This window comes from Kosakonia sp. CFBP8986, assembly GCF_034044935.1.
Taxonomy (GTDB): Bacteria; Pseudomonadota; Gammaproteobacteria; order Enterobacterales; family Enterobacteriaceae; genus Kosakonia; species Kosakonia cowanii.
Genome location: NZ_JAXCXB010000002.1, coordinates 505,492 through 532,351 on the forward strand (window position 1 = coordinate 505,492; position 26,860 = coordinate 532,351).

17 protein-coding genes are annotated in these 26,860 nt (G+C 58.7%); 4 read left to right on the plus strand and 13 right to left on the minus strand.

The genetic code is table 11. From position 1 onward, the window contains the following. Positions 1 to 230: 230 nt before the first annotated feature. The 10 genes from yegS to yegD all read right to left on the minus strand — a co-directional run bounded on the left by yegS (position 231) and on the right by yegD (position 16,166). Positions 231 to 1,133, minus strand: coding sequence for a lipid kinase YegS (gene yegS / locus SOM48_RS06030; RefSeq protein ID WP_128482608.1), 903 nt, complete (start codon positions 1,131 to 1,133; stop codon positions 231 to 233). Positions 1,134 to 1,385: 252 nt separating this feature from the next. After that, positions 1,386 to 2,747 carry a prephenate-dependent tRNA uridine(34) hydroxylase TrhP gene (gene trhP / locus SOM48_RS06035; RefSeq protein ID WP_320511605.1) on the minus strand — a complete coding sequence of 454 codons (1,362 nt, stop codon included), beginning with the start codon at positions 2,745 to 2,747 and terminating at the stop codon, positions 1,386 to 1,388. 117 nt (positions 2,748 to 2,864) lie between these two features. After that, a complete protein-coding gene (locus SOM48_RS06040; RefSeq protein ID WP_023479124.1) occupies positions 2,865 to 3,596 on the minus strand; it encodes a tetratricopeptide repeat protein in 732 nt (243 codons plus the stop codon). An 18-nt stretch (positions 3,597 to 3,614) separates the two neighbouring features. Further along, positions 3,615 to 4,337 carry an envelope stress response regulator BaeR gene (gene baeR / locus SOM48_RS06045; RefSeq protein WP_054804665.1) on the minus strand — a complete coding sequence of 241 codons (723 nt, stop codon included), beginning with the start codon at positions 4,335 to 4,337 and terminating at the stop codon, positions 3,615 to 3,617. Next, positions 4,334 to 5,806: an envelope stress sensor histidine kinase BaeS gene (baeS, locus tag SOM48_RS06050; RefSeq protein WP_312479909.1), complete on the minus strand. Its 1,473-nt coding sequence runs from the start codon at positions 5,804 to 5,806 to the stop codon at positions 4,334 to 4,336. The genes baeR and baeS overlap by 4 nt, the downstream gene beginning before the upstream one ends. Further along, a complete protein-coding gene (mdtD, locus tag SOM48_RS06055) occupies positions 5,803 to 7,218 on the minus strand; it encodes an MFS transporter (protein ID WP_305208092.1) in 1,416 nt (471 codons plus the stop codon). Before mdtD ends, baeS begins: the two co-directional genes overlap by 4 nt. Continuing rightward, complete coding sequence (gene mdtC / locus SOM48_RS06060; RefSeq protein WP_076770138.1) at positions 7,215 to 10,292, minus strand: multidrug efflux RND transporter permease subunit MdtC; 3,078 nt, start codon at positions 10,290 to 10,292, stop codon at positions 7,215 to 7,217. Before mdtC ends, mdtD begins: the two co-directional genes overlap by 4 nt. Beyond that, a complete protein-coding gene (locus SOM48_RS06065; protein WP_320511607.1) occupies positions 10,293 to 13,415 on the minus strand; it encodes an MdtB/MuxB family multidrug efflux RND transporter permease subunit in 3,123 nt (1,040 codons plus the stop codon). After that, positions 13,415 to 14,638 (minus strand): MdtA/MuxA family multidrug efflux RND transporter periplasmic adaptor subunit, encoded by a 1,224-nt coding sequence (locus SOM48_RS06070; protein WP_320511608.1) that lies wholly within the window; start codon positions 14,636 to 14,638, stop codon positions 13,415 to 13,417. The genes SOM48_RS06065 and SOM48_RS06070 overlap by 1 nt, the downstream gene beginning before the upstream one ends. A 175-nt stretch (positions 14,639 to 14,813) precedes the next feature. Continuing rightward, positions 14,814 to 16,166, minus strand: coding sequence for a molecular chaperone (yegD, locus tag SOM48_RS06075; protein WP_320511609.1), 1,353 nt, complete (start codon positions 16,164 to 16,166; stop codon positions 14,814 to 14,816). Positions 16,167 to 16,299: 133 nt separating this feature from the next. Here yegD and alkA point away from each other — a divergent pair, with 133 nt between their 5' ends. Beyond that, positions 16,300 to 17,145 carry a DNA-3-methyladenine glycosylase 2 gene (alkA, locus tag SOM48_RS06080; protein WP_320511610.1) on the plus strand — a complete coding sequence of 282 codons (846 nt, stop codon included), beginning with the start codon at positions 16,300 to 16,302 and terminating at the stop codon, positions 17,143 to 17,145. Positions 17,146 to 17,248: 103 nt separating this feature from the next. Here the strand turns inward: alkA and SOM48_RS06085 are convergent, their stop codons facing one another. Next, the gene (locus SOM48_RS06085) at positions 17,249 to 20,578 is read right to left on the minus strand and encodes a diguanylate cyclase (RefSeq protein ID WP_320511611.1); all 3,330 of its coding nucleotides are present in this window, start codon (positions 20,576 to 20,578) and stop codon (positions 17,249 to 17,251) included. Between the two features lie 353 nt (positions 20,579 to 20,931). Between SOM48_RS06085 and udk the strand changes: the two genes are divergently transcribed. The 3 genes from udk to asmA all read left to right on the plus strand — a co-directional run bounded on the left by udk (position 20,932) and on the right by asmA (position 24,116). Then, entirely contained in the window at positions 20,932 to 21,573 is a 642-nt protein-coding gene (udk, locus tag SOM48_RS06090) for a uridine kinase (protein ID WP_023479149.1), read from the plus strand. An 85-nt stretch (positions 21,574 to 21,658) separates the two neighbouring features. Beyond that, on the plus strand, positions 21,659 to 22,240 hold the full coding sequence (gene dcd, locus SOM48_RS06095; protein ID WP_023479188.1) for a dCTP deaminase: 582 nt from the start codon (positions 21,659 to 21,661) through the stop codon (positions 22,238 to 22,240). A gap of 25 nt (positions 22,241 to 22,265) precedes the next feature. Next, positions 22,266 to 24,116, plus strand: a complete 1,851-nt coding sequence (gene asmA / locus SOM48_RS06100) for an outer membrane assembly protein AsmA (protein WP_320511612.1) — start codon at positions 22,266 to 22,268, stop codon at positions 24,114 to 24,116. 335 nt (positions 24,117 to 24,451) lie between these two features. Here the strand turns inward: asmA and SOM48_RS06105 are convergent, their stop codons facing one another. Both SOM48_RS06105 and SOM48_RS06110 read right to left on the minus strand, forming a co-directional pair. Beyond that, positions 24,452 to 25,036 (minus strand): NUDIX domain-containing protein, encoded by a 585-nt coding sequence (locus SOM48_RS06105; RefSeq protein WP_320511613.1) that lies wholly within the window; start codon positions 25,034 to 25,036, stop codon positions 24,452 to 24,454. A 156-nt stretch (positions 25,037 to 25,192) separates the two neighbouring features. Next, positions 25,193 to 26,776 carry a TerC family protein gene (locus tag SOM48_RS06110; protein ID WP_320511614.1) on the minus strand — a complete coding sequence of 528 codons (1,584 nt, stop codon included), beginning with the start codon at positions 26,774 to 26,776 and terminating at the stop codon, positions 25,193 to 25,195. Positions 26,777 to 26,860: the final 84 nt, after the last annotated feature.

Sequence of the window (26,860 nt, forward strand, 5' to 3'; positions counted from 1 at the left end):
ATGTCGAGTCGAGCCGGCCGCAGTCAGGCACGCGGGAGGTGAGCGCAGTGCGTAGCACCGATTTCCTCGCGGGGCCGCGGGGATTGACAAGGGGAGCGCGGCCGCTTCCCTTGTCCCGTTCACCGCATAAGAGATGAATGAAACTCCCGAACGCATGGTGAACGGAACCATTCCACCAATCCAGCCCCATTGCCGGATGGCGCGTAAACGCTTATGCGGCCTACGAGATGCTATCGCAGCAACGGGCAATCCGGTGGCAGGCGGCACTGCAATGCGTTAGGCAGCACTTCCATGCGGAAATGCTCACCGCGCAGCGGTTCGCCGTCGAGGTTAAAGGTCATTTCATGGGGCGCGCTGATCTCAAACCACGCCGAGTGACCGTCGATAATATGCGGATTATCCTCCTCCTGCTGCGTCAGCGTAGTGAAGAGGGCGGGGATAATCTCTTCGCCGGTAAAAATCCGCAGCTGCAACTGACCATCATTAATCAGCGCTTCCGGGCAGAGCTGCTGACCGCCGCCAGCCTGGCGACCATTGCCAATGCCGATCACCAGCGCGTCACCCTCCCAGTGGAAATCCTCGCCGCGAATCACGCAATGGTCAGATTTCAGCATATCCATACGCATCAGGCCGTGAATCAGATAGGAGACGCCGCCGAGCGCGGCTTTCAGTTTTTCCGGCGTTTCGCTGGTGATGCGCGTACCGAAACCGCCCGTCGCCATATTGATAAAGCAGGTCTCGTTGTTCACTTTCGCAATATCGATCGGTACCGCTTTACCGACAATCGCCAGTTGCAAGGCTTTATCCAGCGCTTCCGGGATGGCGGTACTGGTGGCGAAATCATTGGCGGTGCCAAGGGGCAGAATACCCAGCACCGGTTTATGCTCTCCCGGACAATTTACCAGCGCGGTAGCCACTTCATTGATGGTGCCATCACCGCCGCCAGCAATCACCGTCGCGACGCCAAGCTGCTGTGCTTCTGCAACATAGCGTGCGGCATCGCCTTTTTCCCAGGTGACGCGCACCTGAATATCCATACCCTCATCGCGCAGCAAATTTATCGCTTCGCGCAGCGGCTCGTCACCGGCGCTTTTGCCGTTAAGGATCAATAAGCTTGTGGGAAATGTACTCATTCTCTTCGTCCTGACAAAAAATCCATGACGAAAGTGTATCTCAGGAAAAGCGAAGGCGTGGAAAAAGCAGATAAAGGGAGAAAAAAATAAGCCTGCGTAAGGGAGATTACGCAGGCTAAGGAGGTGGTTCCTGGTACAGCCAGCATTTATGGGTTATGTTTTTTTCAGCGGAGTGCATAATAACCGCATTAAACGTGGCGGTGTGTGATCCGATTCTAAGAATCTTCGCACCGTAAGAATAACCCTGCTAAATTACTTTCCGTGCGGGTTTCTGGTTGTCTGACCAGTGAAATTACGCATCAAAAGCGCGTACTCCAGAGGCATATCCTGGGGAACCGGCAGCCATACGGTATAACCATCTCCTGGTGCCACAGACATCGCTTCGCCTTTGCCGCTCTCCATCTGCTCCAGCGTAAAGTTGACGTTGCCCTGCGGCGTCATCAATTCGAGGCTGTCGCCAACGGAGAACTTATTTTTCACCCGCACCGCCGCGAGATCGCCTTTGCGCTCGCCGGTAAATTCGCCGACAAACTGCTGGCGCTCAGAGAGCGAGTAGCCGTAGTCGTAATTCTGGTAATCATCATGAGTATGACGACGCAGGAAGCCTTCGGTATAGCCGCGGTGCGCCAGCCCTTCCAGCGTCTCCAGCAGTGAGGTGTCGAACGGTTTACCCGCTGCGGCATCGTCAATCGCTTTGCGGTAGACCTGCGCGGTGCGCGCGCAGTAGTAGAAGGATTTGGTGCGGCCTTCGATTTTCAGCGAGTGCACGCCCATCTGCGTCAGACGTTCAACGTGGGCAATCGCGCGCAGATCTTTGGAGTTCATGATGTAGGTGCCGTGCTCATCTTCAAAGGCGGTCATGTACTCGCCCGGCCGCTGCGCCTCCTCAATCATAAATACCTTATCGGTCGGCGCGCCAACGCCGAGAGTCGGCTCAACGTTCTGTACCGGGATTGGCTCGTGAACGTGCACGATATTACCGACCGCGTCCTCTTTCCCTTCCTGGACGTTATACTCCCAGCGGCAGGCGTTGGTGCAGGTGCCCTGGTTCGGATCGCGTTTATTGATATAGCCCGACAGCAGGCAGCGGCCGGAGTAGGCCATGCACAGCGCGCCGTGGACAAAGATCTCCAGCTCCATCTCCGGCACCTGGGCGCGGATTTCGGCAATCTCTTCCAGCGACAGCTCGCGGGAGAGGATCACGCGCGTCAGCCCCATCTGTTGCCAGAACTTCACCGTCGCCCAGTTGACGGCATTCGCCTGCACCGAGAGGTGGATCGGCATCTGCGGGAATTGTTCACGGACCATCATGATAAGCCCCGGATCGGACATAATCAGCGCATCCGGCCCCATCTCTACCACCGGTTGCAGATCGCGGATAAAAGTTTTCAGCTTGGCGTTATGCGGCGCGATATTCACCACCACGTAGAACTGCTTACCCAGCGCGTGGGCTTCGTTAATGCCGATCTGCAGATTTTCGTGATTGAATTCGTTATTACGTACGCGCAGCGAGTAGCGTGGCTGGCCTGCGTAAACGGCGTCCGCGCCGTAAGCGAAAGCGTAACGCATATTTTTCAGCGTTCCCGCCGGGGAGAGAAGTTCCGGTTTAAACATGATGATCTCATTCTGATGACAGGTCAGATCGCCCCATTCTCATGGGGCGGCAGGGGAGTTCCCCTGAATTTAGGGCGGGAATTGTAGCGCTGCGCGCCGGGGGAGTAAACCGGCGTCTCAGTTGACGCGCAGATAGGTGCCGTCGGCGCTAACGTTATGACCAAAAGCGCAGTTGTCGATGTTGTCGGTTTTCATGGCGAGACTTTTACCATCCGGCGAAAGCGCCAGCGAAATCTTACAGGTGGTGCCTAAATCCGAAATGACGATATCGCCTTTACCCTCTTTCAGCGTCACTTTTTCACTGAACTCGCCGATATTCGGCCCGGAGTAGAGCCCCATCAGACCGTAGTAGGCACCTTCCCAGTCAGCTTTATAGGTGTCGTTGCCCTGCGATGTCAGTTTGAGGGTCTGGAAACCACTGCGACCGGAGTATTGCCAGTATTCACCGGCAGGGGAGGTCGGCTTGGGCAGCGCGTCCAGCTTGTCCTGAATGCGCGACAGGTTATATTTCGACTTCTCGTCATCTGGCATGATGGTCAGCCACGCCTGCGCTTTGCGATACTCGCCCTGGCGGATCCAGGTCAGCGCGACGTTATTGTAGGCGGTAGCGATCAGCACATCATTGGGATCATTCTTGCCAAACTCGCACTGCTCAAGCCACGCCGCCTGCTGCTCAAAGGCCTCCCGCGCTTTCGGATAGTTTTTCGCGCTGTAGAAGGTCTCGCCCTGTTTTGCGTAGCTGCTGATTTTGGCGCAGTCAGCCTTAATTTGCGCTTCGGTAATCTCTGCCTGGCAACCGAAGGCCGCGAACATCAGCGCCAGCGCGCCGTAGGTATATTTCCTCACCATCCCATCCTTATAAAAAAGTTACGCCAGTTTGCAGGCGTCCGCCTCCCAGCGATAGCCCACGCCGTAGACCGCGCGAATAAAGGATTGCTCCTCGTCCAGCGCTTCCAGTTTGCGACGCAGGTTTTTGATATGACTATCGATAGTGCGGTCGGTCACCACGCGGTAGTCATCATACAGATGATTGAGTAATTGTTCGCGCGAGAAAACTTTACCCGGTTCGCTGGAGAGGGTTTTCAGCAGGCGGAATTCGGCAGGCGTTAAATCGAGCAGCTTGCTGTGCCAGCTTGCCTGGAAGCGGCCTTCATCGACAATCAACGGGCTTTCGGCGTCAAGCTGCTGCAATTCGCGCTGCGGTTTGCAGCGGCGCAAAATGGTCTTCACCCGCGCTACCACTTCACGCGGGCTGTAGGGTTTGCAGATATAATCGTCGGCACCGATCTCCAGCCCCAGCAGGCGGTCGATCTCTTCGATCTTGGCGGTCACCATCACAATCGGCACATTGGAGAAACGGCGAATTTCGCGACAGAGCGTCAAGCCATCGACGCCAGGCAGCATCAAGTCGAGCAGGATCAGATCCGGCGGCGTCTGGCGCACGTAACTGAGCACCTGATCGCCATGGCTAATCAGCGAAGGCGCATAACTTGCCGCGCGCAGATAGTCGATCAGCAGTTGTCCAAGCTTCGGTTCATCTTCGACGATCAGGATGCGCGGCGTGTTTTCATCAATGGGTAACTCTGTCATACATCTCTCGATTTTTCGCGTTCAAGCGGAAGTTCAACTGTAATGCTAACCCCGCCAAATGGCGAGTGCGCCGCATGGATAGCGCCACCGTGCGCCTCCACAATATTCAGACAGATTGCCAGCCCCAGCCCGGAGCCACCGCTGGCGCGGTTGCGCGAGCCTTCCGTGCGGTAGAAGCGCTCAAACAGGCGCTGCAACTGCTCGTCGCTCACCCCAGGGCCGCTGTCGGCAAAGCGCAGTAGCAGGGTGTTATCGCGCGGGATAAGCTGGATAAGCGTTCGCCCGCCGCTGTCGGTGTAGCGCAGGCTGTTTTCCAGCAGGTTATTAAATAGCTGCATCAGACGATCGGGATCGCCAAACACCGTCGCGCTCTCCGGCAACTCCAGCGACAGCGTCAGATTGCGGCTGACGAAGCGTTCACGAAACGCGCCAGCGGCTATCTCCACCAGTGAGACGGCATCCACCGATTTTTTCTGATAGGCCAGCGCGCCCTCATCGGACATAGAGAGCTGATGCAGATCGTCCACCAGCTTGGTCAGCGTGGCGACCTCGGCCTGCAACGACGTGACCGACTCGGGGGTGAACTGGCGCACGCCATCCTGAATCGCCTCCAGTTCGCCGCGCAGCACCGCCAGCGGCGTGCGCAGTTCATGGGAGATATCGGCCATAAAGTCGCGGCGCATCTGCTGGTTCTTCTCAAGGGTGCTGGCGAGCTGGTTAAAGTCCTGCGCCAGCCTGCCAATCTCATCCTGGCTGCCCGGTTTGACGCGGGTAGAAAAGTCGCCCGAGGCGAGTTTATGCGTACCGTCCACCAGCCGTTTCACCGGGGCCAGCAGCCCGCGCGCCAGCGGGAAGGTGGCAATAGCGGCCAGCAGGGTGGCGAGACCGACGATCACCCAACTGGTGCGCCGCTGCTGGCGGTCAAAGTTGATATCGGTGTTGCGCGTCAGCTTCTTCACCGGCGAGGCGATCACCCAGCCGACGGTGGCGTTATTCACTTTGATTTCGCGCTGCGTGCCATCCACCGGCACCGGCGAGTGCGGGCCAACCAGCACCCGTTTTTGCTGATCCAGCACCCAGAAGCGGGTGCGCCAGCCGTGGGGCGGCATATCCGGGCGATCCGGCGGGCCTGCGTCCTCTTGCGGACCAGGGCCGCGCCCGCGATCGGGGCCGCCGGGGCCGGGACGCCCGTCATCATGCTCATTCTCCCGGTCAAAGGAGCGCAGGATCTGGAAAATCATCCGGTCGTTGTGGCGCAGAAATTGCCAGTCGCCGTGCTGGGTGTACTGCTCGGCAAGGGTATCCGTCAGCATCTGCAAGCGCAGATCGTTGCCGCGCTTGATGTAGTTCATAAAGTCATGCTCAAAGCTGATGCGCACCGCCCAGTGGGTAGCGAACAGCAGCAGAATGCAGGTGGTGAGAATGGCGAGAAAGAGTTTGGCCGTGATCCCCGGCCGCCAGAACCTCATGATGTTCTCCTGTTGCGACGGGCAATCACCGCATTTTGGCTGGCGTCATCGGGCACGCGGGCAAAAAGGGCCGCCGGCAGTGCAATAATCACCGCCATCGTCAGATAGGTATAAAGAAAGACCTCGTGCGCCACGCCGCTGTCCGCCGAGAGATGCTGCTGACCGAAGAGGCCGAGCAGCAGACCGGCGACGCTGACGCCAATACTCATCGAGAGCTGCATAATCATCGACAGCATACTGTTGCCGCCGCTTGCCAGTTCATCGGGCAGATCCTTCAGCGTCAGGGTATTCATCGACGAGAAGCGCATCGAGTTAATCATCCCCTGGCAGAAGAGCACCACCGGCAGCAGGTAATACCAGCCAAGCAGCGCCGTCGCCATAAACAGCAGGCTCACCAGCGCGAGGCCAATGGTTGAGGCGACCAGTACGCGGCGATAGCCAAAGCGGTTAACCACCTGCACAACGATCCGCTTCATCCCCATGCTACCAAGCACCATCGGGATCATCATCAGCCCGGCGTGAAACGGCGAAAAGCCGAGGCCAATCTGCAAAAAGACGGGGGTCATAAAGGGCAACATGCCGCTGCCGATCCGCCCGGCGAAACTCCCCGCCAGCCCCAGCGAAAAGCTGCGGGTGCGGAACAGGCGCAAATTAAACAGCGCCCGGTCATTGCCCCTCGCGTGCAGCAGGTAAAAGAGGATCGCCGCCGCACCTATTGCCACCAGACCGCCCAGTTGCCAGAGCGTCAGGCCAAGGCCGCGGCTGCCGTCGAGTGCCAGCGTCAGGGTTGCCATGCCGCCCGCCAGCAGTACGAAACCGGAGAAATCGAAGCGGCGGGTTTGCAGGGTGTAGTTCGGCATCAGGCTAAGAGTGGCAATCGCGCCAATAATGCCCACCGGCAGGTTAATCAGGAAGATCCAGTGCCAGGAGGCGTACTCCACCAGAATGCCGCCGAGCGCCGGGCCAAGCAGCGGGCCGACCTGGCCTGGCAGCGTCACAAAGGTCATCGCCGCCATATAGTGGGTGCGCGGCACGATCTTCATCACCGTTAAGCGCCCGACCGGCACCATCATCGCGCCGCCAAAGCCTTGCAGCACGCGCGCCAGGATCAGCTGATCGAGCGTGGCGGCCAGCGCGCAGAACAGCGACCCGGCGGTAAAGAGCACAATCGCCACGCAGAAGATATTGCGCACGCCAACCCGGTCAGCCAGCCAGCCGCTGGCGGGCAGCATCACGGCAACGGTCAGCACATAGGAGACCACCACCATATGCATATGCAGCGGGCTTTCGCCGAGGCTTGCCGCCATTGAGGGGAGGGCAGTGTTAACAATGGTGGTATCCAGCGACTGCATAAAGAAGCCAAAGGCGACTATCCATAACTGCCAGCGGATCTGTTTCGGTAACTCATTCATTCACTTACGGGCTCTCTCACTTTGCGACTAAACCGCGCGCGCAGACGATCAAAGAAGAGGTAGACCACCGGCGTGGTATAGAGCGTCAGCAGCTGGCTCATCACCAGCCCGCCAACGATGGTAATACCGAGCGGCTGGCGCAACTCTGAGCCATCACCACTGGAGATCACCAGCGGCAGGGCACCAAACAGCGCCGCCAGGGTGGTCATCATAATCGGGCGAAAACGCAGCAGGCAGGCCTGGAAAATCGCCTCTTCGGCGCTCAGTTGCCCCTTGCGCTGCGCCTCGAGGGCGAAGTCGACCATCATAATGGCGTTTTTCTTCACAATCCCGATAAGCAGCATAATACCAATCAGCGCAATCAGGCTAAACGGCGCGCCAAACAGCTCCAGCGCCAGCAGTGCACCAACGCCCGCCGACGGCAGGGTCGACAGAATGGTCAGCGGGTGGACATAGCTCTCATAGAGAATGCCAAGCACGATATAGACCGTGGCGATGGCGGCAAGGATCAGGATCACCTGTGAGTTCATCGTCTCCTGGAACACCTGCGCGGTACCGGCAAAACTGCCGCGCACGCTGTTCGGCACGCCAAGCTGCGTCATGGTGCGGTCAATCGCCTCGCTGGCCTGCGAAAGTGAAACGCCTGCCGGCAGGTTAAAGGCAATGGTTGAGGCCGCCGACAACCCCTGGTGGTTGACCGACAGCGGCGCATTGGCCGGTTGCCAGTGGGCAAAGTAGGAGAGGGGAATCGACGCGCCCGCATCGTTGATGATGTACATCTTATCCAGCGCGCTGACATCCTGGGTGTAGCGCGGGTCGACCTCCATCACCACTTTGTACTGGTTAAGCGGCTGGTAGATGGTGGAGATCTGCCGCTGGCCAAAAGCGTTATTCAGCAGGCTGTTCGCCGCCTGCACGCTGATGCCAAGGCGGGTCATGGTTTCCCGGTCGTAGACCAGGTTCATCTCTGCGCCATTATCCTGCTGATCCGAGTTGACATCCGCCAACTCCGGCAGCGCCGCAAATGCTTTGCGGATCTTCGGCTCCCATTCACGCAGGTCACTTAAGGAATCTGACAGCAGCGCAAACTGGTAGCTGGCATTGGCCTGGCGGCCGCCGACGCGAATATCCTGCACCGCCATCAAAAAGAGGCTCGCGCCCGGCTCTTTTGCCAGCTTACTGCGCAGGCGGTCAATCACCTCCTGCGCGGTGGCGTGGCGCTGGTCGCGCGATTTGAGGGTGATAAACATCATCCCGCTATTAACCCGCGAGCCGCCGGTAAAGCCGGTAACGTTATCTACTGCCGGATCCTCGCGGATGATCTGCATAAAGTCCTGCAACTTGCCGCGCATCGCCTGGAAGGAGATGCTCTGATCCGCCTGAATACCGCCCATCAGCACGCCGGTATCCTGCTCCGGGAAGAAGGTTTTCGGAATCGAGATATAGAGCCAGATATTGAGCGCGATGGTGCCAAGCAGCACCACGCCAACCAGCCGGGCGTGGTTAAGCACCCATTTCAGCGAGCGGGCATACTGCTGCTGGATGCGGGTCAGCAGGCGGCCAACGCCTCTCTCCCGCGTACGGCTATGCGGCTTATGGGCTTTGAGCAACCAGCCGCACATCATTGGCGTCAAAGTGAGTGAGATCAGCAGCGAAATGCCAATCGCCACTGAGAGCGTGACGGCAAATTCGCGTAGCAACCGCCCCGGCAGCCCGGCCATCAGCAGCAGCGGCAGGAACACCGCCACCAGCGACAGGCTCATCGACAGCACCGTAAAGCCCACTTCCCGTGTCCCTTGCAGCGCCGCCTGCAACGGCTTCATCCCCGCTTCGAGATGGCGGGAGATATTCTCCAGCACCACAATCGCATCATCGACCACAAAGCCAGTGGCGATGGTCAGCGCCATCAGCGACAGGTTGTTGAGGCTAAAACCGCACAGATACATAGCGGCAAAGGTGCCAACCAGCGACACCGGCACGGCCACCGCCGGGATAAAGGTCGCACGACCTGAACGCAGAAAGAGGAACACCACCAGGATCACCAGCGCGACGGAGATCACCAGCGTCTGCTCCACCTCCTCCAGCGAGGCGCGGATGGTCGGCGAGCGATCCTGAGCGATTTGCAAATCAATGGCGGCGGGAATGGTCTTTTGCAGCTCCGGCAGGCGGGCACGAATGCTGTCCACCGTCTGGATAATATTGGCTTCCGGCAGCTTACGGACCATCAGCAAAATCGCCGGTTTGGCGTTGGTCATCCCGGCGTTGCGCACATCCTGCACCGAGTCGGTGACCGTGGCGACATCGCTTAAGCGTACCGCAGCACCATTTTTATGGTGAATAATCAGCGGCTGATACTCCGCCGCGGTTTTTAACTCATCATTGGTCTGCACCTGCCAGCGGTGCGTGCCATCCTCCAGCGCGCCCTGCGGTTTGCGTACGTTGGCATTGCTGATGGCCGTACGCACCGCATCAAGAGAGACACCCTGGTTAAACAGCGCCTGCGGATTGAGATCGACCCGCACGGCGGGCAGCGAGCTACCGCCGACATCGACATCGCCGACACCGTCGATTTGCGACAGGGTTTGCGCCAGCTGCGTTGAGGCAAAGTCATACAGCTCACCCTGAGAGTAGGTATCTGAGGTGAGGGTCAGGATCATGATCGGCGCAGCGGAGGGGTTCGCTTTGCGATAGGTCGGGCGGCTCGGCATGCCGCTCGGCAGCAGGCTCTGCGCGGCGTTGATTGCCGCCTGCACATCGCGCGCCGCGCCGTTGATATCGCGGTCGAAATTGAACTCAAGAATAATGCGCGTACTGCCAAGCGAGCTGGAGGAGGTCATCTCGCTCACTCCGGCAATGCGCCCCAGCGAGCGCTCAAGCGGCGTAGCGACCGACGAGGCCATGGTCTCCGGCGAAGCACCGGGCAGCGAAGCGCTGACCATGATCACCGGAAAATCAACTTGCGGTAGCGGGGCGACCGGCAGCAGCCGGAAGCCGAGAATGCCGCACAGGGTGATGGCGAGCGAAATCAGGATCGTCGCCACCGGGCGGTAAATGAAGAGGGCGAAGAACTTCACTTACGCCTCCTCTTCACGCTGCGGAAAACGCTTTTTCGCCGCCAGTGCCAGGCGGTCGAAGAGCAGATAGATCACCGGCGTGGTAAACAGCGTCAGCACCTGGCTCACCAGCAGGCCGCCGACCATGCCGATCCCCAGCGGGCGACGCAGCTCTGCGCCAACGCCGGTGCTGAGCATCAGCGGCAGCGCGCCGAGCAGCGCGGCCAGCGTGGTCATCAGGATCGGGCGAAAACGCAGCAGGCAGGCCTGGAAGATGGCATCGCGCGGCGACATGCCCGCTTCGCGCTCGGCGGCGAGGGCGAAGTCGATCATCATGATGGCGTTCTTCTTCACAATGCCGATCAGCAGGATGATGCCGATAATGGCGATCACATCCAGCTCGCTGCCGGAGATCATCAGCGCCAGCAGCGCGCCGACGCCCGCCGTTGGCAGCGTCGAGAGGATGGTTATCGGGTGGATAAAGCTCTCATACAGCACACCGAGCACGATATACATCGCCGCTATCGCCGCAACAATCAGCCAGATGGTGCTGCCGAGCGCCGCCTGGAACGCCAGCGTGCTGCCCTGGAATTCGGTGCGGATATCGGTCGGGAAGTGGAGGGTTTTCTCGCTCTCCTGAACCGCGTCAACCGCATCGCCCAGCGAGTAACCGTCGGCAACGTTAAAGGAGATGGTGGTCGACGGGAACTGATCGAGATGGTTGATGCTTAACGGTGCATAGCGCTGCTCGATTTTGGCAATCGACGACAGCGGCACCACGCCGCCTTCGCTGCTGGTCAGGCGAATATTATCCAGCCCTGCGAGGCCCGGCGTCTGCGTAGTGTCATGCTCCAGCACCACCCGGTACTGGTTCGCGTGAGTGTAGATGGTGGAGATCAGGCGCTGACCAAAGGCGTTGTAGAGGGCGTTATCAACATCCGCCATGCTGATACCGAGGCGGCTGGCGCTGTCGCGATCCACATTGACATACGCCACCAGCCCTTTGTCCTGCCAGTCGCTGCTGACATCCGCCAGCTGCGGCATCGCCTGCAGTTTACTCACCAGCTGCGGTACCCAAGTGCTGAGCGCCTCAAGGGAGTTTGCCTGCAGGGTGAACTGGTACTGGGTGCGGCTGACGGTCGTATCAATGGTCAGATCCTGCGTCGGTTGCAGGTAGAGCGACATACCCGGCACATTGCCCGCCGCCTGCTGCAACCGCTCGATCACCGGCTGGACGCGATCGTCGCGCTCATCAAGTGGTTTGAGGTTGATCTGCAACCGCGCGCTGTTCAGGGACGGGTTAGTACCGTCGACGCCGACGAAAGCGGTGAGGCTCTCAACGGCCGGATCGCGCAGGATAATATCCGCCACCTGGCGCTGGCGCTCCGCCATGCTGGCAAAGGAGGCGGATTGCGGCGCCTGCAGTGTGCCCTGAATGATGCCGTTGTCCTGGATCGGGAAGAAGCCTTTCGGAATAAAGATCCACAGCATTACCGACAGCAGCAGCGTGCCGAGGGCGACGCCAAGCGTCAGCCACGGGTGATTAAGCACCCGGCTCAGAAGGCGGCCGTAACCGGCAATCACCCGCTCAAAAAAGCGCTCCGAGGCGCGGGAGAAGCGGTTCTGCTTGCGCAGGGATTCCGCGCTCAGCATGCGCGCACACATCATCGGCGTTAAGGTCAGCGACACTACGGCGGAGATAAGGATGGCAATTGCCAGCGTGACAGCAAACTCGCGGAACAGCCGCCCGACGATATCGCCCATAAACAGCAGCGGGATCAGCACCGCAATCAGCGAGAAGGTGAGCGAGATGATGGTAAAGCCGATCTCGCCTGCGCCTTTCAGCGCCGCATTCAGCGGTTTTTCACCCTTCTCGATATAGCGCGAGATGTTTTCGATCACCACAATCGCATCATCGACGACAAAGCCGGTGGCGATGGTCAGCGCCATTAGCGTCAGGTTATTGATGGAGAAATCGAGAAACACCATCGCCGCAAAGGTGCCAATCAGCGACAGCGGCACCGCAACGGCGGGGATAATCGTCGCCGGAATATTGCGCAGGAAGAGGTAGATAATCATCACCACCAGCGCAATCGCCAGCATCAGCTCAAACTGCGTGTCGCTTACCGAGGCGCGGATATTGTTGGTGCGATCCGAGAGCACCTTCACGGTGACGGATTTCGGCAGGCTCTCGGTAAGCTGCGGCAGCAGGGCATGGATGTTATCGGCGGTATCGATAATATTAGCGCCCGGCTGGCGCTGCACATTCATCACGATCGCCTGCTGTTTGTTCGCCCACGCGCCGAGCCAGCTGTTCTCAGCACCCTGTTCAACGGTGGCGATGTCGCCGAGGCGGATCGGCGCGCCGTTCTGGTAAGCGATAATCAGCTTGCGGTACTCCTCGGCGGACTGCATCTGGTCATTGGCCGAGAGGGTGACGGCGCGGGTCGGGCCATCAAGGCTACCCTTCGCCGAGTTGACGTTAGCGTTACTGATGGCGGTGCGCACGGTTTCACTGGTTAATCCCAGCCCGGCAATCGCCTGCGCGTTGAGTTTGACGCGCACCGCCGGACGCTGACCGCCGGAGAGCGTCACCAGCCCGACGCCGGAGACCTGGGAGATCTTCTGCGCCACGCGCGTTTCCACCATATCCTCTACCCGCGTCATCGGCATGGCGGAGGAGGTGACCGCCAGTGTCATAATTGGCGGGTCGGCGGGGTTCACTTTGTTGTAGACCGGCGGGTTAGGTAAGTCCGAAGGCAGCAGGCTGTTGGCGGCGTTCATTGCCGCCTGCACTTCTTGTTCGGCGACATCCAGCGGCAGGCTCAGCTGGAATTGCAGCGTGACGACCGACGCGCCGCCGGAACTCTGCGAGGACATCTGCTTTAAGCCCGACATCTGGCCGAACTGGCGCTCAAGCGGCGCGGTAATGGCAGAAGTCACCACATCCGGGCTGGCGCCAGGGTAGAGCGTCACCACCTGAATGGTTGGATAATCCACTTCCGGCAGCGCCGAAACGGGCAGAAAGCGGTAGCCGATGATTCCGGCCAGCAGGATCGCCACCATCAACAGCGTGGTGGCGACCGGACGCAGAATAAAGAGACGCGAAGGGCCACCCGTCCGGCCCGGCGGTAACAGCTGCATCAGCCTTGTGCTCCTTTCGCCGGACGTTCACGCTTCGCGGGCAGGGTTTCTGTGTTGCTGGCGTCAACCACTTCCACCTGCGCACCCTCTGTCAGGCGGTCGATACCGTCTGTGACGACGCGATCGCCTGCCGATAACCCGGCGCTAATCACCACTTTCTGGCTGTCCTGAATGCCTGGCGTTACCGTGTGTTTGCTGACCTTGTTCTTATCGTTCAGCACCCAGACGAAGTTGCCTTCATTACCCATTTGCAGCGCCGCAGCGGGGATCACCACCGCATCCTGCTGGGTGGCGACCAGCATCCGGGCGTTAACAAATTGATTCGGGAAGAGGGCGTCGTCCTGATTGTCGAAACGCGCTTTCAGCTTGATGGTGCCGGTGGTGGCGTCGATCTGGTTATCCAGGCTTAACAACGTACCGCTGCTGAGCTTCTGCTTATTGGTGCGATCCCAGGCTTCCACCACCAGTTTCTGCGCACTTTTCTGCGCCTGCACTACGGTCGCGATGTCGCTCTCCGGCAGGGTAAAGATGAGATCGATAGGGTGGGTTTGCGTTAGCACCACAATACCGGTGGTGTCGCTGCTGCTTATCTGGTTGCCGACATCGACCTGCTTCAGGCCGACGCGTCCGCTAACCGGCGCGGTGATGCGGCTCCACTCCAGCTGCAACTGGGCGCTGGCGACGGAGGCTTCATCCGCTTTCACCGTGCCTTCGGATTCGCTGACCAGCGCCTGCTGGGCATCGAGATCCTGGCGAGAGACGAGGCTGGTTTTCGCCAGCTGCTGGTAGCGGGCAAGATCGCGGCGAGCGTTGGCAAGGGTGGCTTTATCTTTCGCCAGCTGGCCCTGCGCCTGCGCCAGCGCGACGTTGAATTCGCTGGGGTCAATCTCCGCCAGCAGATCGCCAGCGTTAACCTGTTGCCCCTCCTGGAAATGGATCGCCTTAAGCTGACCCGAGACGCGGCTGCGCACGGTAACGGTATTCGCCGCGGTGATGGTGCCGAGGCCGGAGAGATAGCGCGGAACGGATTCGCTGGTGGCGGTGGCCGCCTGCACCGGCGGCAGTGCGCCGCGCATGCCGTGACGTCCGCCGCCTGAAGGCGCTTGTTGTCCGCTTGCCGTGGTGGTTGAGGCGCTGTGCGCAAAATAGTACCAGGCCGCACCAGCCAGTGCGATGACCAGTGCCGCGACAACGGTGCGGCGAAAAGTGACTCGTCCTTTCATCGTTATAGGTATCTCTTTAAATCGAATGGCGAAGTAATAGTAGTGTAGTCACCCTGAAGCGCAGAATAATGGAGGAAAAATGAAACACTGTCTGGAAACGTAGTCACGACAGATAATTTGCGTTAGGGAGATTTTGTAGCAGAAAGCGTGCCGGGTGAAGCCACCCGGCAGATAATCAACGGAAGACGACCTGCGCCCAGCGGGCCAGCCCGGCGGTCACCGAGCCGAAGTCATCACCGCCAGCAATGGTGATGCCGGGCAGCGTCTCCGCCAGCGCTTTTTTGATAATCGGCGAACGGGCGCTGCCGCCGGTTAAGTAGATCACGTCCGGCGTCTCATTACTGGTTGCCAGTGCCAGCTGCACCTGCTCAATAATACGCTGTAACGGCTGGTTAAGGGCGTTTTCCAGCCCCTGCTGATCGATGGCAGTGGCGAGGCTGTCGCTGATAAAGGGCAGTGAAGCGGTCACCTGCTGCGTGTCGGAGAGGGCGATTTTGCTCTCTTCCGCGCTGCGTACCAGCCGGTAGCCGAGGCGCTGCTTCCACACTTTCACCAGCAGAGCGACCTTTTCTGCGTCGCGCGCATCGCGCAGCAAGTCGTTTAACAGGCGGCCGTTTGCCGTGCTGTAGAACTCCGTCTGTGCCGGAACATCGTTGATCGCCACCGCGTTCCACCACGGCAGGATCGGCAGCGCAATGCCTTTTTCCGTCTGTCCGCCCATGCCGAGCAGCGGCATCAGGTTTTTGAACGCCAGCGCGATATCAAGATCGTTCCCGCCAACGCGGCAGCCGCTGTGGCCGAGCAGGCTGGCGCTGCGATCCGCTTTCTCGCGCCACTGCGGACCCATCAGGATCAGCGAGCAGTCGGTGGTACCGCCGCCGATGTCGACCACCAGCACGCGCTTCTCTTCATCTAATGTCGCTTCAAAATCGAGGCCAGCGGCAACCGGTTCGAACTGGAACACCACCTCTTCGAAGCCTGCACGCGTTGCGGCGCGCTCAAGGATGCCCTGTGCCTGGGCGTTAGCCTCATCGCCGCCGAGCCCCTGGAAGTTGATCGGCCGGCCAATCACCGCCTGGCGAATCGCCTCCGGCAGCTGGCTCTCTGCCTGCTTGCGGATATGCAGCATCATGGCGCAGACCAGATCCTCAAACAGCGCGATCTGCTGCGGTTTCAGGCCGCTGGCACCAAGAAACGACTTCGGGGATTTGACGAAGTAGACCTCCTCCGGATCGCTCACATATTGGCGCAGTGAGGCGAGACCGAACTGGACGCTGGTAGCGTTGACCTCAATGTCCTCTTCGCGGTTGAAGCTCACCGCCCGGCGCAGCAGCGCCTGGGTTTCACTCCCCGTTGCCGGGACCTGATGGTGACGATAGAGCCACTCGCTCACCGCTTCGCGCGTCGGCGCGCAGAGCATCGACGGCAGCAAGGTGCTGTTATTTTCCATGGTCAGCAGCTGTGGCGCGTTATCGCGCATCACCGCTACCGAGCAGTTTGCCGTACCGTAGTCAAAACCAATAAACACCGTGCAATCCCCATGCCTGTGAAGAAGGGGGGCGACTTTAGCGGAATGCGTGCAGGGCGACAACCGGAATATGAAAGCAAGGCGAAAATTCCCTGAGTTGTTATGCTTTTAGCATTATCAGCGGGGAGATGGTATGTACACACTGCACTGGCAGCCGCCCTATGACTGGGCGTGGATGTTGAGTTTCTTAGGCGCGCGCGCCGTCGCGGGCGTGGAAGTGGTGAGCGAGTCGCGCTATGTGCGCTCCTGTGCCTTTGGCGGCCATCGCGGGATTATTACCGCCGAGCCGGATGAGACAAGCGCGACGCTGAAGGTCACTTTAAGTGAGGGGCTTGAACCGGTTGCTGAACACTGTTTGCAGCGGCTGGAGAGGTTATTTGATCTCTCCTGCGAGCCGGAGCGTATCAATACGCGGCTTGGCGATCTCGCCGCCGCGCGCCCTGGCCTGCGGCTGCCCGGCTCGATCGATCCCTTCGAACAGGCGGTGCGTGCGGTGCTTGGGCAACTGGTGAGCGTGGCGATGGCGGCAAAGCTGACGGCGAAAGTCGCGCATCGTTATGGCGAAGTGATGGAGGAGGCACCGGGCTTTATCACCTTTCCCACTGCACAGCAGATTGCCGCCGCCGATGCACAGGTGCTGAAAAGTCTCGGGATGCCGCTAAAGCGCGCCCAGGCACTGATTACGGTTGCCGAGGCTGCCTGCGACGGCACCTTTCCACTCCAGAGGCCAGATGATGTGGAGCAGGGGGTGAAAGCGCTGATGAACTATCCGGGGATTGGGCGCTGGACGGCGAACTACTTTGCGCTGCGCGGCTGGCAGGCGAAAGATATCTTCTTAGCGGATGATTATGCGATTAAGCAGCGTTTCGCCGGGATGACGCCCGCGCAGACGCGGCGTTATGCCGAGCGCTGGCAGCCGTTTCGCTCTTACGCCCTGTTGCATATCTGGTTTACGCAGGCGTGGTCGCCCGAGCCATAACGCAATGCCCGATGGCGCTGGGCTTATCGGGCCTACGGGAAGTGTGCATACGGTTGCGGGGCGGGTTTTGTAGGCCGGATAAGGCGTAGCCGCCATCCGGCAGTTAGTTGATGGCGAAATAACTGGTATTGAGCATCAAATCGAGCGGGTGCGCCTGGGAGATGGTATCGCCATAAATCAGATCAATGCCAATCCCGGAGAGCGTATCCATTATCATTGGCTGATGCGTCGGCCCGGCAATGCTCTTCAGCCCAAGGCGCTGCGCATGCCCCTGAATAATGGTCACCATCATCTCATCCATCAAATTGCCGTGCACGTTAGAGACCAGCTCCGGCTCCAGCAGCAGATAATCAGCCATATGCGGTGTGATGTGCTCGAAAACATCGAGATCGTGCCCGACACGGCTGAGGATAATGCGACACCCCGCATGACGCAGACGTCTGAGGTTTTCAATCCGGGCATGGCCTTCGCGCACCAGCGCATCTGCCGGGATCACCAGATGCAGCAGACGCCCCGGCATCGGGCCGCTCTCAAGCAGAGATAACAGTTCATCCACCAGGCTACTGCTTGCCAGACCGTGCACGGAGAGGGGCAGGGCGACGCCCAACCCTTTGGCGGTGATGGCGGCCGCATGCTTACTGAAAAACTCATGGAAGACGCGTTGGTCGAGGGCGCGAATCAGCTCCGGCTCATGGAGCCCGGCGCGAAACGCATGCTCCTCCATCACTTCCCCTTCGCTGGTCCACAAGCGCAGGGAGAGCAGCCAGAAGTTGCACGCTTCCGGCACCCGCGGCGAAGCGACGCCGCGCGCAATCATTAACAGATGGTTCTCTTTGATGATGCGCCACTGCTCCTCCAGCGACATCATCGAGCGCTCATGCTGCATCAGCCCCTGTTTCGGTTCATAGACCGTCACCCGACCACGACCGCTGTGCTTCGAGGCATAACAGGCGATATCGGCCTGCGACATCACCTCGGAAGCCTGATGGTTATACTCATCGATAATCGTTATCCCGGCGCTGGCACCGATACGGTGCTCGCGACCCTCCCAGCTAAAGCGATAATCATTGATCGCTTCAATCATACGACCGGCGATATAACGCGCGCTTTCGACATTACACTCCGGCAGCAGCAGGCCAAACTCATCGCCGCCCAGACGGGCAAGAATATCCGTTGAGCGCAGCAGGCTGAGCATCAGCGTTGAGATCTCGCGCAGCAGCGTATCGCCAGCGGCATGCCCGGCGCTATCGTTAACCGCTTTAAAGCGGTCGAGATCGATAAACACCAGCGCATGGCGTTGATGGTACTCCTGTACCGTCGACAGGAGGCGTTTAAGGTTCGCCTCGAAACTGACGCGGTTCGCCAGATGGGTAAGGGCATCGTGCGAGGCGCTGTAGCTCAGCTGGCGCAGCATTTTGCGCGACTCGGTCACATCCTGGATAACCAGCACCGAGCCGATATTTTGCCCGTCGAGGGTGCTGAGCGGGGTAATGGTGTAGTGAATGTCGAAGCTACCGCCCGCGCGGCAGTGCAGCACCACGTCCTGTTCTATATCCGTGCGTGACATATCCCCGCTGTGAATATTTTCCAGTACCGGGCCGCTATCGCCAAAAGTGATGTGCAGCACCTTCAGCAGAGGCTGACCCATAGCGCTCTCTTGCGACCAGCCGCTCATCTTCTCGGCGACCGGGTTCATAAAGGTGACTTTCATTTCGACATCGGTACAGAGCACCGCTTCGCCGATGGAGTCGAGAGTGATATGCAGCCGCTCCTTCTCCTGGTAAAGCGCTTCGTTAAGCTGTTTTACCTCCGTCATATCCATACTGACGCCGAGCAGCCGTTCGACCTCGCCCTGTTTATTAAGGACGCGGTTGGCCAGCGAGCGAATATGGCGGATACCGTCTGTCACGGCAATGCGGAACTCAAGCTTGAACGCGATGCGCGATGCCAGCGCGTCACGGATCACCCGCTCGGTTTCCGGGCGGTCTTCCGGCACAATCCTTTCGTACCACAGCTGCCAGGTCGGTTTGAGATGCGCAGGCACTTCATACATCTCGAACATCCGTTTATCCCAACTGATGATGTCCGGCTCCAGCTCCCACTCCCAGATGCCGATGCCGCCCGCTTCGTTAGCGAGGGTAATGCGCTCCATCAGCCGTTTGTTGACCCATTCGGTCTGCTTGAGATCGTTAATATCTTCAACCTGGGCAATAAAGTAGAGCGGAGTGCCGTTGGCGTGACGCACCACCGAGACCGCCAGCAGGCCCCACACCAGATCGCCGTTGCGCGTGTAGTAGCGTTTTTCCATCGAATAGCTGGCAATTTCGCCGCGCGTCAGCTGCTGCAACTGCGCCATATCCCGCGCCAGATCTTCCGGCCAGGTGAGCTGCTGGAAGGTCATCAGACGCAGCTCCTCCTGGCTGTAGCCAAGAAACTGGCACAGGGCTTTGTTAGCCTGTAACCACTGGCCGTCGGTACCGACCAGCGCCATACCGATGGCTGAATACTCCATGGCGTTACGAAAACGCGCTTCGCTCTCGATGATGTGCTTGCGCTCGGTGCGAAAGGCGTACATCACCATGGTCATGACATGCACCGGCAAAAGAATCATCAAAAAGGGCAGCCACGGCGCATTCATCATCACGCCGCTCTTCGGCATACTCACGACATTAGGATCGATAGCCAGCACCAGCGAGGCCACCATCACCGTCGCGAGATAAATTAAGAAGGCTTCCATGCGCGGCAGGCGTACCGCGCTCCACATCAGCAGCACAATCACGGCGGTAAAGGGCCACGGCAGATAGTGCAGCGCCAGCCAGCTCAACAGCAGCGTCAGGGTCAGGGTAACCAGGCTTTCCAGCAGGAGTTTGGGGTTACGATGGCGTAGCAGATAGTGGGGTTTGAAGAGCAGGCCGAGTGGCACCAGCGCCAGCGCGCCGATCGCTTCCGACAACACCCAGATAATAAAGGTGCGCAGCAGATTATCCGTCGGCACCAGCAAGCAAATCAGCACGCCGCCAATCAGCGGCGGTATCAGCACGCTGCCAATGGCAAGGCGTATCCAGTCGGTAAGATTTTTAAGCGGATTATAGGAAGGCAGCAGTTTGCGCAGCAGGATCGCGCCTGCAACGGCTTCAACAATATTGACCAGCGCATAACGCAAATCGAGAAACGACGGCGAAAAGAGCGCAATGGTGGCAGCGACATTACCCAGCGCGCAGGCAAGGGCGATGCCCGGCCACATCTTGCCGGCATGGCGGTAAAACGCAACGGTCATGATGGCGGTGGGGAACCAGAGCGGCGCAATAATGGTGCCAAATCGAATCAGCTCAAGAGAGAAGAGCGTGAAGAAAAAAGAGAGCAGTCCAAGACTTATTAGCCGCAGCACGGGATGTGGTGTGGTAACCAAAACGTGTTGGTATTGTTTTTTCATTACCGCTTTATCCGCAACCCTGTGCCGTCCGACACGGCGGCCGACGAATGAAATGAGAATTTCGGATTATGCTAGTACAAACAATTTACAATTCCTATGGCGTGCGCTCATAAATTGACATCATAGGGTTATTAATTACTTAGTGAATGCATAAAACGCGCCCGGTGCGTCATTTTTACCCACCTTGCTGAGAAAAAAAGCGCGCAGATTGGCGAAAAATGCCGCCATTTTTGCTTATCGCCCGGAGCCGCGCTTTCGACTGGTATCGCGGCGGTGAAATCCCTATAATTGCCGCGTTTGACGCCAAGGCGTCTTCCTTCCTTTACATCCAGGTTAATCAGGTCCCTAAATTTATGACTGATCAGTCACATCAGTGCGTCATCATCGGCATCGCCGGCGCATCTGCTTCAGGTAAAAGTCTTATTGCCAGTACGCTTTACCGCGAGTTACGCGAGCAGGTGGGTGATGAACACATTGGCGTTATTCCCGAAGACAGCTACTACAAAGATCAAAGCCATCTGTCGATGGAAGAGCGTGTTAAAACCAACTATGACCATCCAAGCGCGATGGATCACAGTCTGTTATTCCAGCATCTTCAGTCGCTTAAACGCGGCGAATCCATTGAATTACCGGTCTACAGCTATGTTGAGCATACCCGCACCGCCGAGACCATTCGTATCGAAGCCAAAAAAGTCATCATTCTGGAAGGGATCCTGCTGCTGACCGACTCTCGCCTGCGCGATGAGATGAACTTCTCTATTTTTGTCGATACGCCGCTGGATATCTGCCTGATGCGCCGCATCAAGCGTGACGTGAATGAGCGCGGGCGTTCGATGGATTCGGTGATGGCGCAGTACCAGAAAACTGTGCGTCCGATGTTCCTGCAATTTATCGAACCCTCCAAGCAGTATGCCGACATCATCGTGCCGCGCGGCGGCAAGAACCGTATCGCCATCGACATTCTGAAAGCCAAAATCAGCCAATTTTTTGAATAATACATGTTAGGCTGTCAAACTCAGTGTTAACTACCCGTCCCCTGAGGCTTTTTCAGGGGCGTGTCGCACCAAAGGAGAATGTGCCATGCGTCTTTGTGACCGCGATATCGAAGCCTGGATGAATGAGGGCCGACTCGCAATTAACCCGCGTCCGCCGGTAGAACGAATTAATGGCGCGACGGTGGATGTCCGTCTGGGCAACAAATTCCGCACATTCAGTGGTCATACCGCAGCATTTATCGATCTGAGCGGGCCGAAACAGGAAGTGACCGCCGCCCTCGATCGCGTGATGAGCGATGAGATTGTCCTCGCCGATGGCGAAGCCTTTTTCCTCCATCCGGGCGAGCTGGCGCTGGCAGTGACCTATGAGTCCGTTACCCTGCCTGCGGATCTGGTTGGCTGGCTCGATGGTCGCTCGTCGCTGGCGCGATTAGGCCTGATGGTGCACGTCACCGCACACCGTATCGATCCCGGCTGGTCTGGCTGCATCGTGCTGGAGTTCTATAATTCAGGCAAACTGCCGCTGGCCCTGCGCCCCGGCATGCTGATCGGCGCGCTGAGCTTCGAGCCGCTCTCCGGCCCGGCCGAGCGCCCTTACAACCGCCGCGAAGATGCGAAGTATCGCGATCAGCAGGGCGCGGTTGCCAGCCGTATCGATAAAGACTGAGCAAGTTATCTCTGCAGAGGACGCCATGAGAAGAGTGTTAACCACGCTGATGATCCTGTTGGTCGTGCTGATTGCCGGCCTGTCAGCGTTGGTGTTGCTGGTCAACCCCAACGATTTCCGTGCTTATATGGTGCGTCAGGTTGAAGCGCGCAGCGGCTATCACTTACAGCTTGATGGCCCCTTGCGCTGGCACGTCTGGCCGCAGCTCAGCATTCTCTCAGGGCGCATGACGTTAACCGCGCCGGGCGCGCAGACGCCCGTGGTTAAAGCAGACAATATGCGTCTCGACGTCAATCTCATACCTCTGCTCTCCCACCAGTTGCATGTTAAGCAGGTGATGTTAAAAGGCGCGGTGATCCAACTGACGCCTGAAACCCAGGCCAGGGTGGATAAAGACGCACCTGTCGCACCGCGTGAAAACACGCTGCCGCAGGCGGAAGAGGATCGCGGCTGGTCCTGGGATATCGGCAGTCTGCAGGTAGCGGACAGCGTGCTGGTGTTACAGCATGAGAACGATGAGCAGATGACGGTGCGCGATATCCGGCTGCAGATGGAGCAGGACGATCAGCACCAGGCGGCGCTGGAGTTCTCCGGGCGCATCAACCGTAATCAACGTGATTTAACCCTGGCGCTGCGCGCGAATCTCGACGCGCGCGACTATCCACATAACCTCTCTGCGGTGGTGGATAGCGTCAAGTGGCAGCTGCGCGGCGGCGATGTGCCATCACAAGGTATCGAAGGTGAGGGCGAGTTGCAGGCGCAGTGGCAGGGCGACCAGCAACGCCTGGCGCTAAGCGCGCTGAAGCTGCGCGCCAATGACAGCGTCCTGACCGGACACGGTAGCGTGACTTTTGGCACCCTGCCGGTATGGGCACTGGATTTGCAGTTCGATAATCTCAATCTCGATAATCTGCTGCCGCCGCAAAATAGCGCAGCGGATAGCAGCGCACCGGATCAACAGGGCCAGGCGCAAAGCCGTCCGCCGCGTCCGGTAATCGCTAACAGCGCCGATGTGCCGCATTTTAATGGCCTGCGTGATTTCACCGCCCAGGTGGGGATAACCGCAAAAGCCGTGCGCTGGCGCGGGATGCAGTTTGCCGATGTCAGCGGCCAGTTCAACAATGACGCTGGCCTGCTCTCCATTCCGACCCTGCAGGGCAAAATGGGCGCCGGGCAGATCTCTCTTCCGGGGCAGCTGGATGTGCGCCGCGATGCATCGCGGGCGGTGTTCCAGCCGCGCCTCGACAATGTTGAGATTGGCGACATTCTGAAAGCCTTTAATTATCCCATCGCGCTTACCGGTAGCCTGTCGATGGCGGGTGATTTCTCCGGCCCAAGTATTGATGCAGAAGAGTTTCGCCGTCTGTGGCAGGGCGAGGCGCACGTTGAGCTGAAAAATAGCCGCATGGAAGGGCTCAACTTCCAGCAGCTGGTGCAGCAGGCGGTGGCGCGCAGCACTGATGTGCAGACGCAGGAAAAATATGACACGGCGACGCGGCTCGACAGCTTCAGCAGCGATCTGGCGCTGAAAGCGGGGCAGATGACGCTGAGTAATATGCAGGGCAGCTCGCCGCTTATTGCCCTCACCGGTGAAGGCAAAATGGATCTGGTGAAAGAGCAGGCGGATACCCGCTTTAATATTCAGGTGCTGGGCGGCTGGCAAGGGGAGAGCGAGCTTATCGACTTCCTGAAAACCACGCCGATTCCGCTGCGTGTTTATGGACCGTGGCAGGCGCTCAACTACACCCTGCAGGTAGATCAGCTGCTGCGTAAGCATCTGCAGGATGAGGCGAAACGCCGCCTGAGCGACTGGGCCGATCGCAACAAGGATAAGCAGAGCAGCAAAGATGTGAAGAAGCTGCTCGATAAGATGTGAGTGTAGCGCCATCGGGCGAAATGCCTGATGGCGGCTGCGCCTTATCAGGCCTACGGCGATGATGCAGGGCGAAATGCCTGATGGCGGCTGCGCCTTATCAGGCCTACGGCGATAGTGCAGGGCGACATGCCTGATGGCGGCTGCGCCTTATCAGGCCTACGGTGATGGTGCAGGGCGACATGCCTGATGGCGGCTGCGCCTTATCAGGCCTACGGCGATAGTGCAGGGCGACATGCCTGATGGCGGCTGCGCCTTATCAGGCCTACGGCGATAGTGCAGGGCGACATGCCTGATGGCGGCTGCGCCTTATCAGGACTACGGGCGTTATGAGGGGATTAAAGCATGCCTTCTAAGGCCAGGTGCTGGAGCAGCATAATCGTTTTGCCATCGGCAATCTCTCCGCTGCGGATAGCGGCCAGCGCATCGGTAAAGGTCATCTCCACTACTTCAATATCTTCTCCTTCCTCGATCAGACCGCCGCCGTTGCCGGTACGGCGGCTCTCGTCATACTCGGCGATAAAAAAGTGCAGCTTTTCACTAACCGAGCCGGGGCTCATCCAGGCTTCGAATACCTTTTCGACCCGCTCAAGACGGTATCCGGTCTCCTCTTCAGCTTCCTGCTTTATGCGCGTCTCCGCATCCAGCTCATCCAGCAGCCCGGCGGCGGCCTCCAGTAAAAAACCGGCATGATCGTTCACGAACAGCGGTAAGCGAAACTGCCGGGTAAGGATCACGCTGCGTTTACTGCGGTTGTATAACAGGATTGTTGCGCCATTGCCGCGGTCGTATACCTCCCGGCTTTGACGCTGCCACTCCCCGTCGCGGCGGCGAAAATCGAAGGTGTATTTCGTCAGCTTTCCCCAATCCTGCGACAGCGGGATTGCCGTAATAATGCGTGCTTGTGCCTGTTCTGTTTGCATAGATGCTCCTTTGTACGTTTTCAGGCATCATATCGCGCGTATTCGTGCGTAAACAAGAGATTTCGTGCAGCGCATCGCCAGCGAAGGCCTGCGCGATCCATGTTAAAGCGAGGAAGAAAAGAGGGGAGGAGTGAGCCGGGGCGAACCCCGGCTGGTTTACACTTCGTAGTCGGAAGAAACGTCGCTTGCTATGGGGATAAGCTGCACTTTCTGCACCCGGTGGCTCTCAACCTCCAGGGTTTTCAGGCGGAAATCGCCAATCGTCACCTCTTCGCCAGGAGCGGGAATACGCTGCAGATGCTCCATCAACAGCCCGGCGATGGTGTGGTAATCGCGTTTATCATCCAGCGGCAACGGCACATACTGCACCAGATCTTCCAGCGGCATATGACCGTTGGCGGTCCAACTGCCGTCGCTGTTTTTCTGGATATCATGGCGGGCGTCAATCTCCTCCACCTCGTTGGGCAGATTACCGGCGATGGTCTCCATCACATCACTTAATGTCACCACCCCTTCGACCGAGCCGAACTCATCGACCACGAAAGCGAAGTGGGTACGGGCATTACGGAACTGTTCCAGCGCCTGCAACAGCGGTAACCCCTCAGGGAAGACCAGCGGCTGGCGCACCAGCACGCGCAGATCCAGCGGTTCGCCATGCAGGGACTGCTGCAACAGATCGAGAATATGCACCACGCCGAGCAGCGACTCCTCCTGCTCGCCGCCGGTCACCACAATGCGGGTGTGCTGGTTTTTATCCAGCAGGGCACGCACCTCTGCTTCCGGCGCGTTGAGATCGATATGTTCGATATCGTGACGCGAGGTCATGATGCTGCTCACCGTGCGCTGATTGAGGTTCAGCACGCGCTCAATCATCCGCCGCTCCTGCGGATTAAAAATCTGCGCATCGTCGCTGTCGCGCAGCATTGAGGCGGTTTGCGCATCCAGCTCCGCATCCTCTTTCCGCCCGCTGAGCAGGCGCATCACCGCTTCGGTGGTGCGCTGGCGCAGTGTATGGTTGGCAAACAGGAAACGGCGGCGGTTAAAGATGGCCAGCTGATTGAGGGACTCAATCATCACCGAGAAGCCAATCGCTGCATAGAGATAGCCTTTCGGGATATGGAAGCCAAAGCCTTCCGCCACCAGGCTAAAGCCGATCATCAGCAGGAAGCTGAGACAGAGGATGACAATTGTCGGGTGATTATTGACGAAGCGGGTGAGGGCTTTGCTCGCCAGCAGCATCAGCGAGATGGCGATAATGACCGCGGCCATCATCACCGCAAGATGATCGACCATGCCGACGGCGGTGATCACCGAGTCGAGAGAGAAGACCGCGTCGAGCACTACGATTTGCGCGACCACCGCCCAGAATTTTGCCCCGCGCCGCTGGCTGGGGTTGTCACTGTCTTTCCCTTCAAGCCGCTCGTTCAGCTCTACCGTGGCTTTAAACAGCAGGAACAGGCCGCCGAACAGCATGATGAGATCGCGGGCGCTAAAGCTTAAACCGCGCAAGGTGAACAGCGGTTGCGTGAGCGTCACCAGCCACGAAATGGAGGCCAGCAGCACCAGGCGCATCAGCATAGCAAGGATTAAACCCGTCACGCGGGCGCGGTCGCGCTCTGCAGGGGGGAGTTTTTCCGCCAGGATGGCGATAAAGACCAGGTTATCGATACCGAGCACTAACTCAATGACCACCAGTGTGATCAGCCCGGCCCAGATTGATGGATCAGCAATCCACTCCATTGTTAGCGTAAAACCTTATATAAGTTGAGCATTGTGATGAGGAGATCATGGGTAACTTTCAGCACGAATGCAATGCCGCCTGCG

Bases quoted from the DNA above. Each gene is read 5' to 3' on its own strand.
- yegS (WP_128482608.1), bottom strand. From the start codon at position 1,133: ATGAGTACATTTCCCACAAGCTTATTGATCCTTAACGGCAAAAGCGCC.
- trhP (WP_320511605.1), bottom strand. From the start codon at position 2,747: ATGTTTAAACCGGAACTTCTCTCCCCGGCGGGAACGCTGAAAAATATG.
- SOM48_RS06040 (WP_023479124.1), bottom strand. From the start codon at position 3,596: ATGGTGAGGAAATATACCTACGGCGCGCTGGCGCTGATGTTCGCGGCC.
- baeR (WP_054804665.1), bottom strand. From the start codon at position 4,337: ATGACAGAGTTACCCATTGATGAAAACACGCCGCGCATCCTGATCGTC.
- baeS (WP_312479909.1), bottom strand. From the start codon at position 5,806: ATGAGGTTCTGGCGGCCGGGGATCACGGCCAAACTCTTTCTCGCCATT.
- mdtD (WP_305208092.1), bottom strand. From the start codon at position 7,218: ATGAATGAGTTACCGAAACAGATCCGCTGGCAGTTATGGATAGTCGCC.
- SOM48_RS06065 (WP_320511607.1), bottom strand. From the start codon at position 13,415: ATGCAGCTGTTACCGCCGGGCCGGACGGGTGGCCCTTCGCGTCTCTTT.
- SOM48_RS06070 (WP_320511608.1), bottom strand. From the start codon at position 14,638: ATGAAAGGACGAGTCACTTTTCGCCGCACCGTTGTCGCGGCACTGGTC.
- alkA (WP_320511610.1), top strand. From the start codon at position 16,300: ATGTACACACTGCACTGGCAGCCGCCCTATGACTGGGCGTGGATGTTG.
- SOM48_RS06085 (WP_320511611.1), bottom strand. From the start codon at position 20,578: ATGAAAAAACAATACCAACACGTTTTGGTTACCACACCACATCCCGTG.
- udk (WP_023479149.1), top strand. From the start codon at position 20,932: ATGACTGATCAGTCACATCAGTGCGTCATCATCGGCATCGCCGGCGCA.
- dcd (WP_023479188.1), top strand. From the start codon at position 21,659: ATGCGTCTTTGTGACCGCGATATCGAAGCCTGGATGAATGAGGGCCGA.
- asmA (WP_320511612.1), top strand. From the start codon at position 22,266: ATGAGAAGAGTGTTAACCACGCTGATGATCCTGTTGGTCGTGCTGATT.
- SOM48_RS06105 (WP_320511613.1), bottom strand. From the start codon at position 25,036: ATGCAAACAGAACAGGCACAAGCACGCATTATTACGGCAATCCCGCTG.
- SOM48_RS06110 (WP_320511614.1), bottom strand. From the start codon at position 26,776: ATGGAGTGGATTGCTGATCCATCAATCTGGGCCGGGCTGATCACACTG.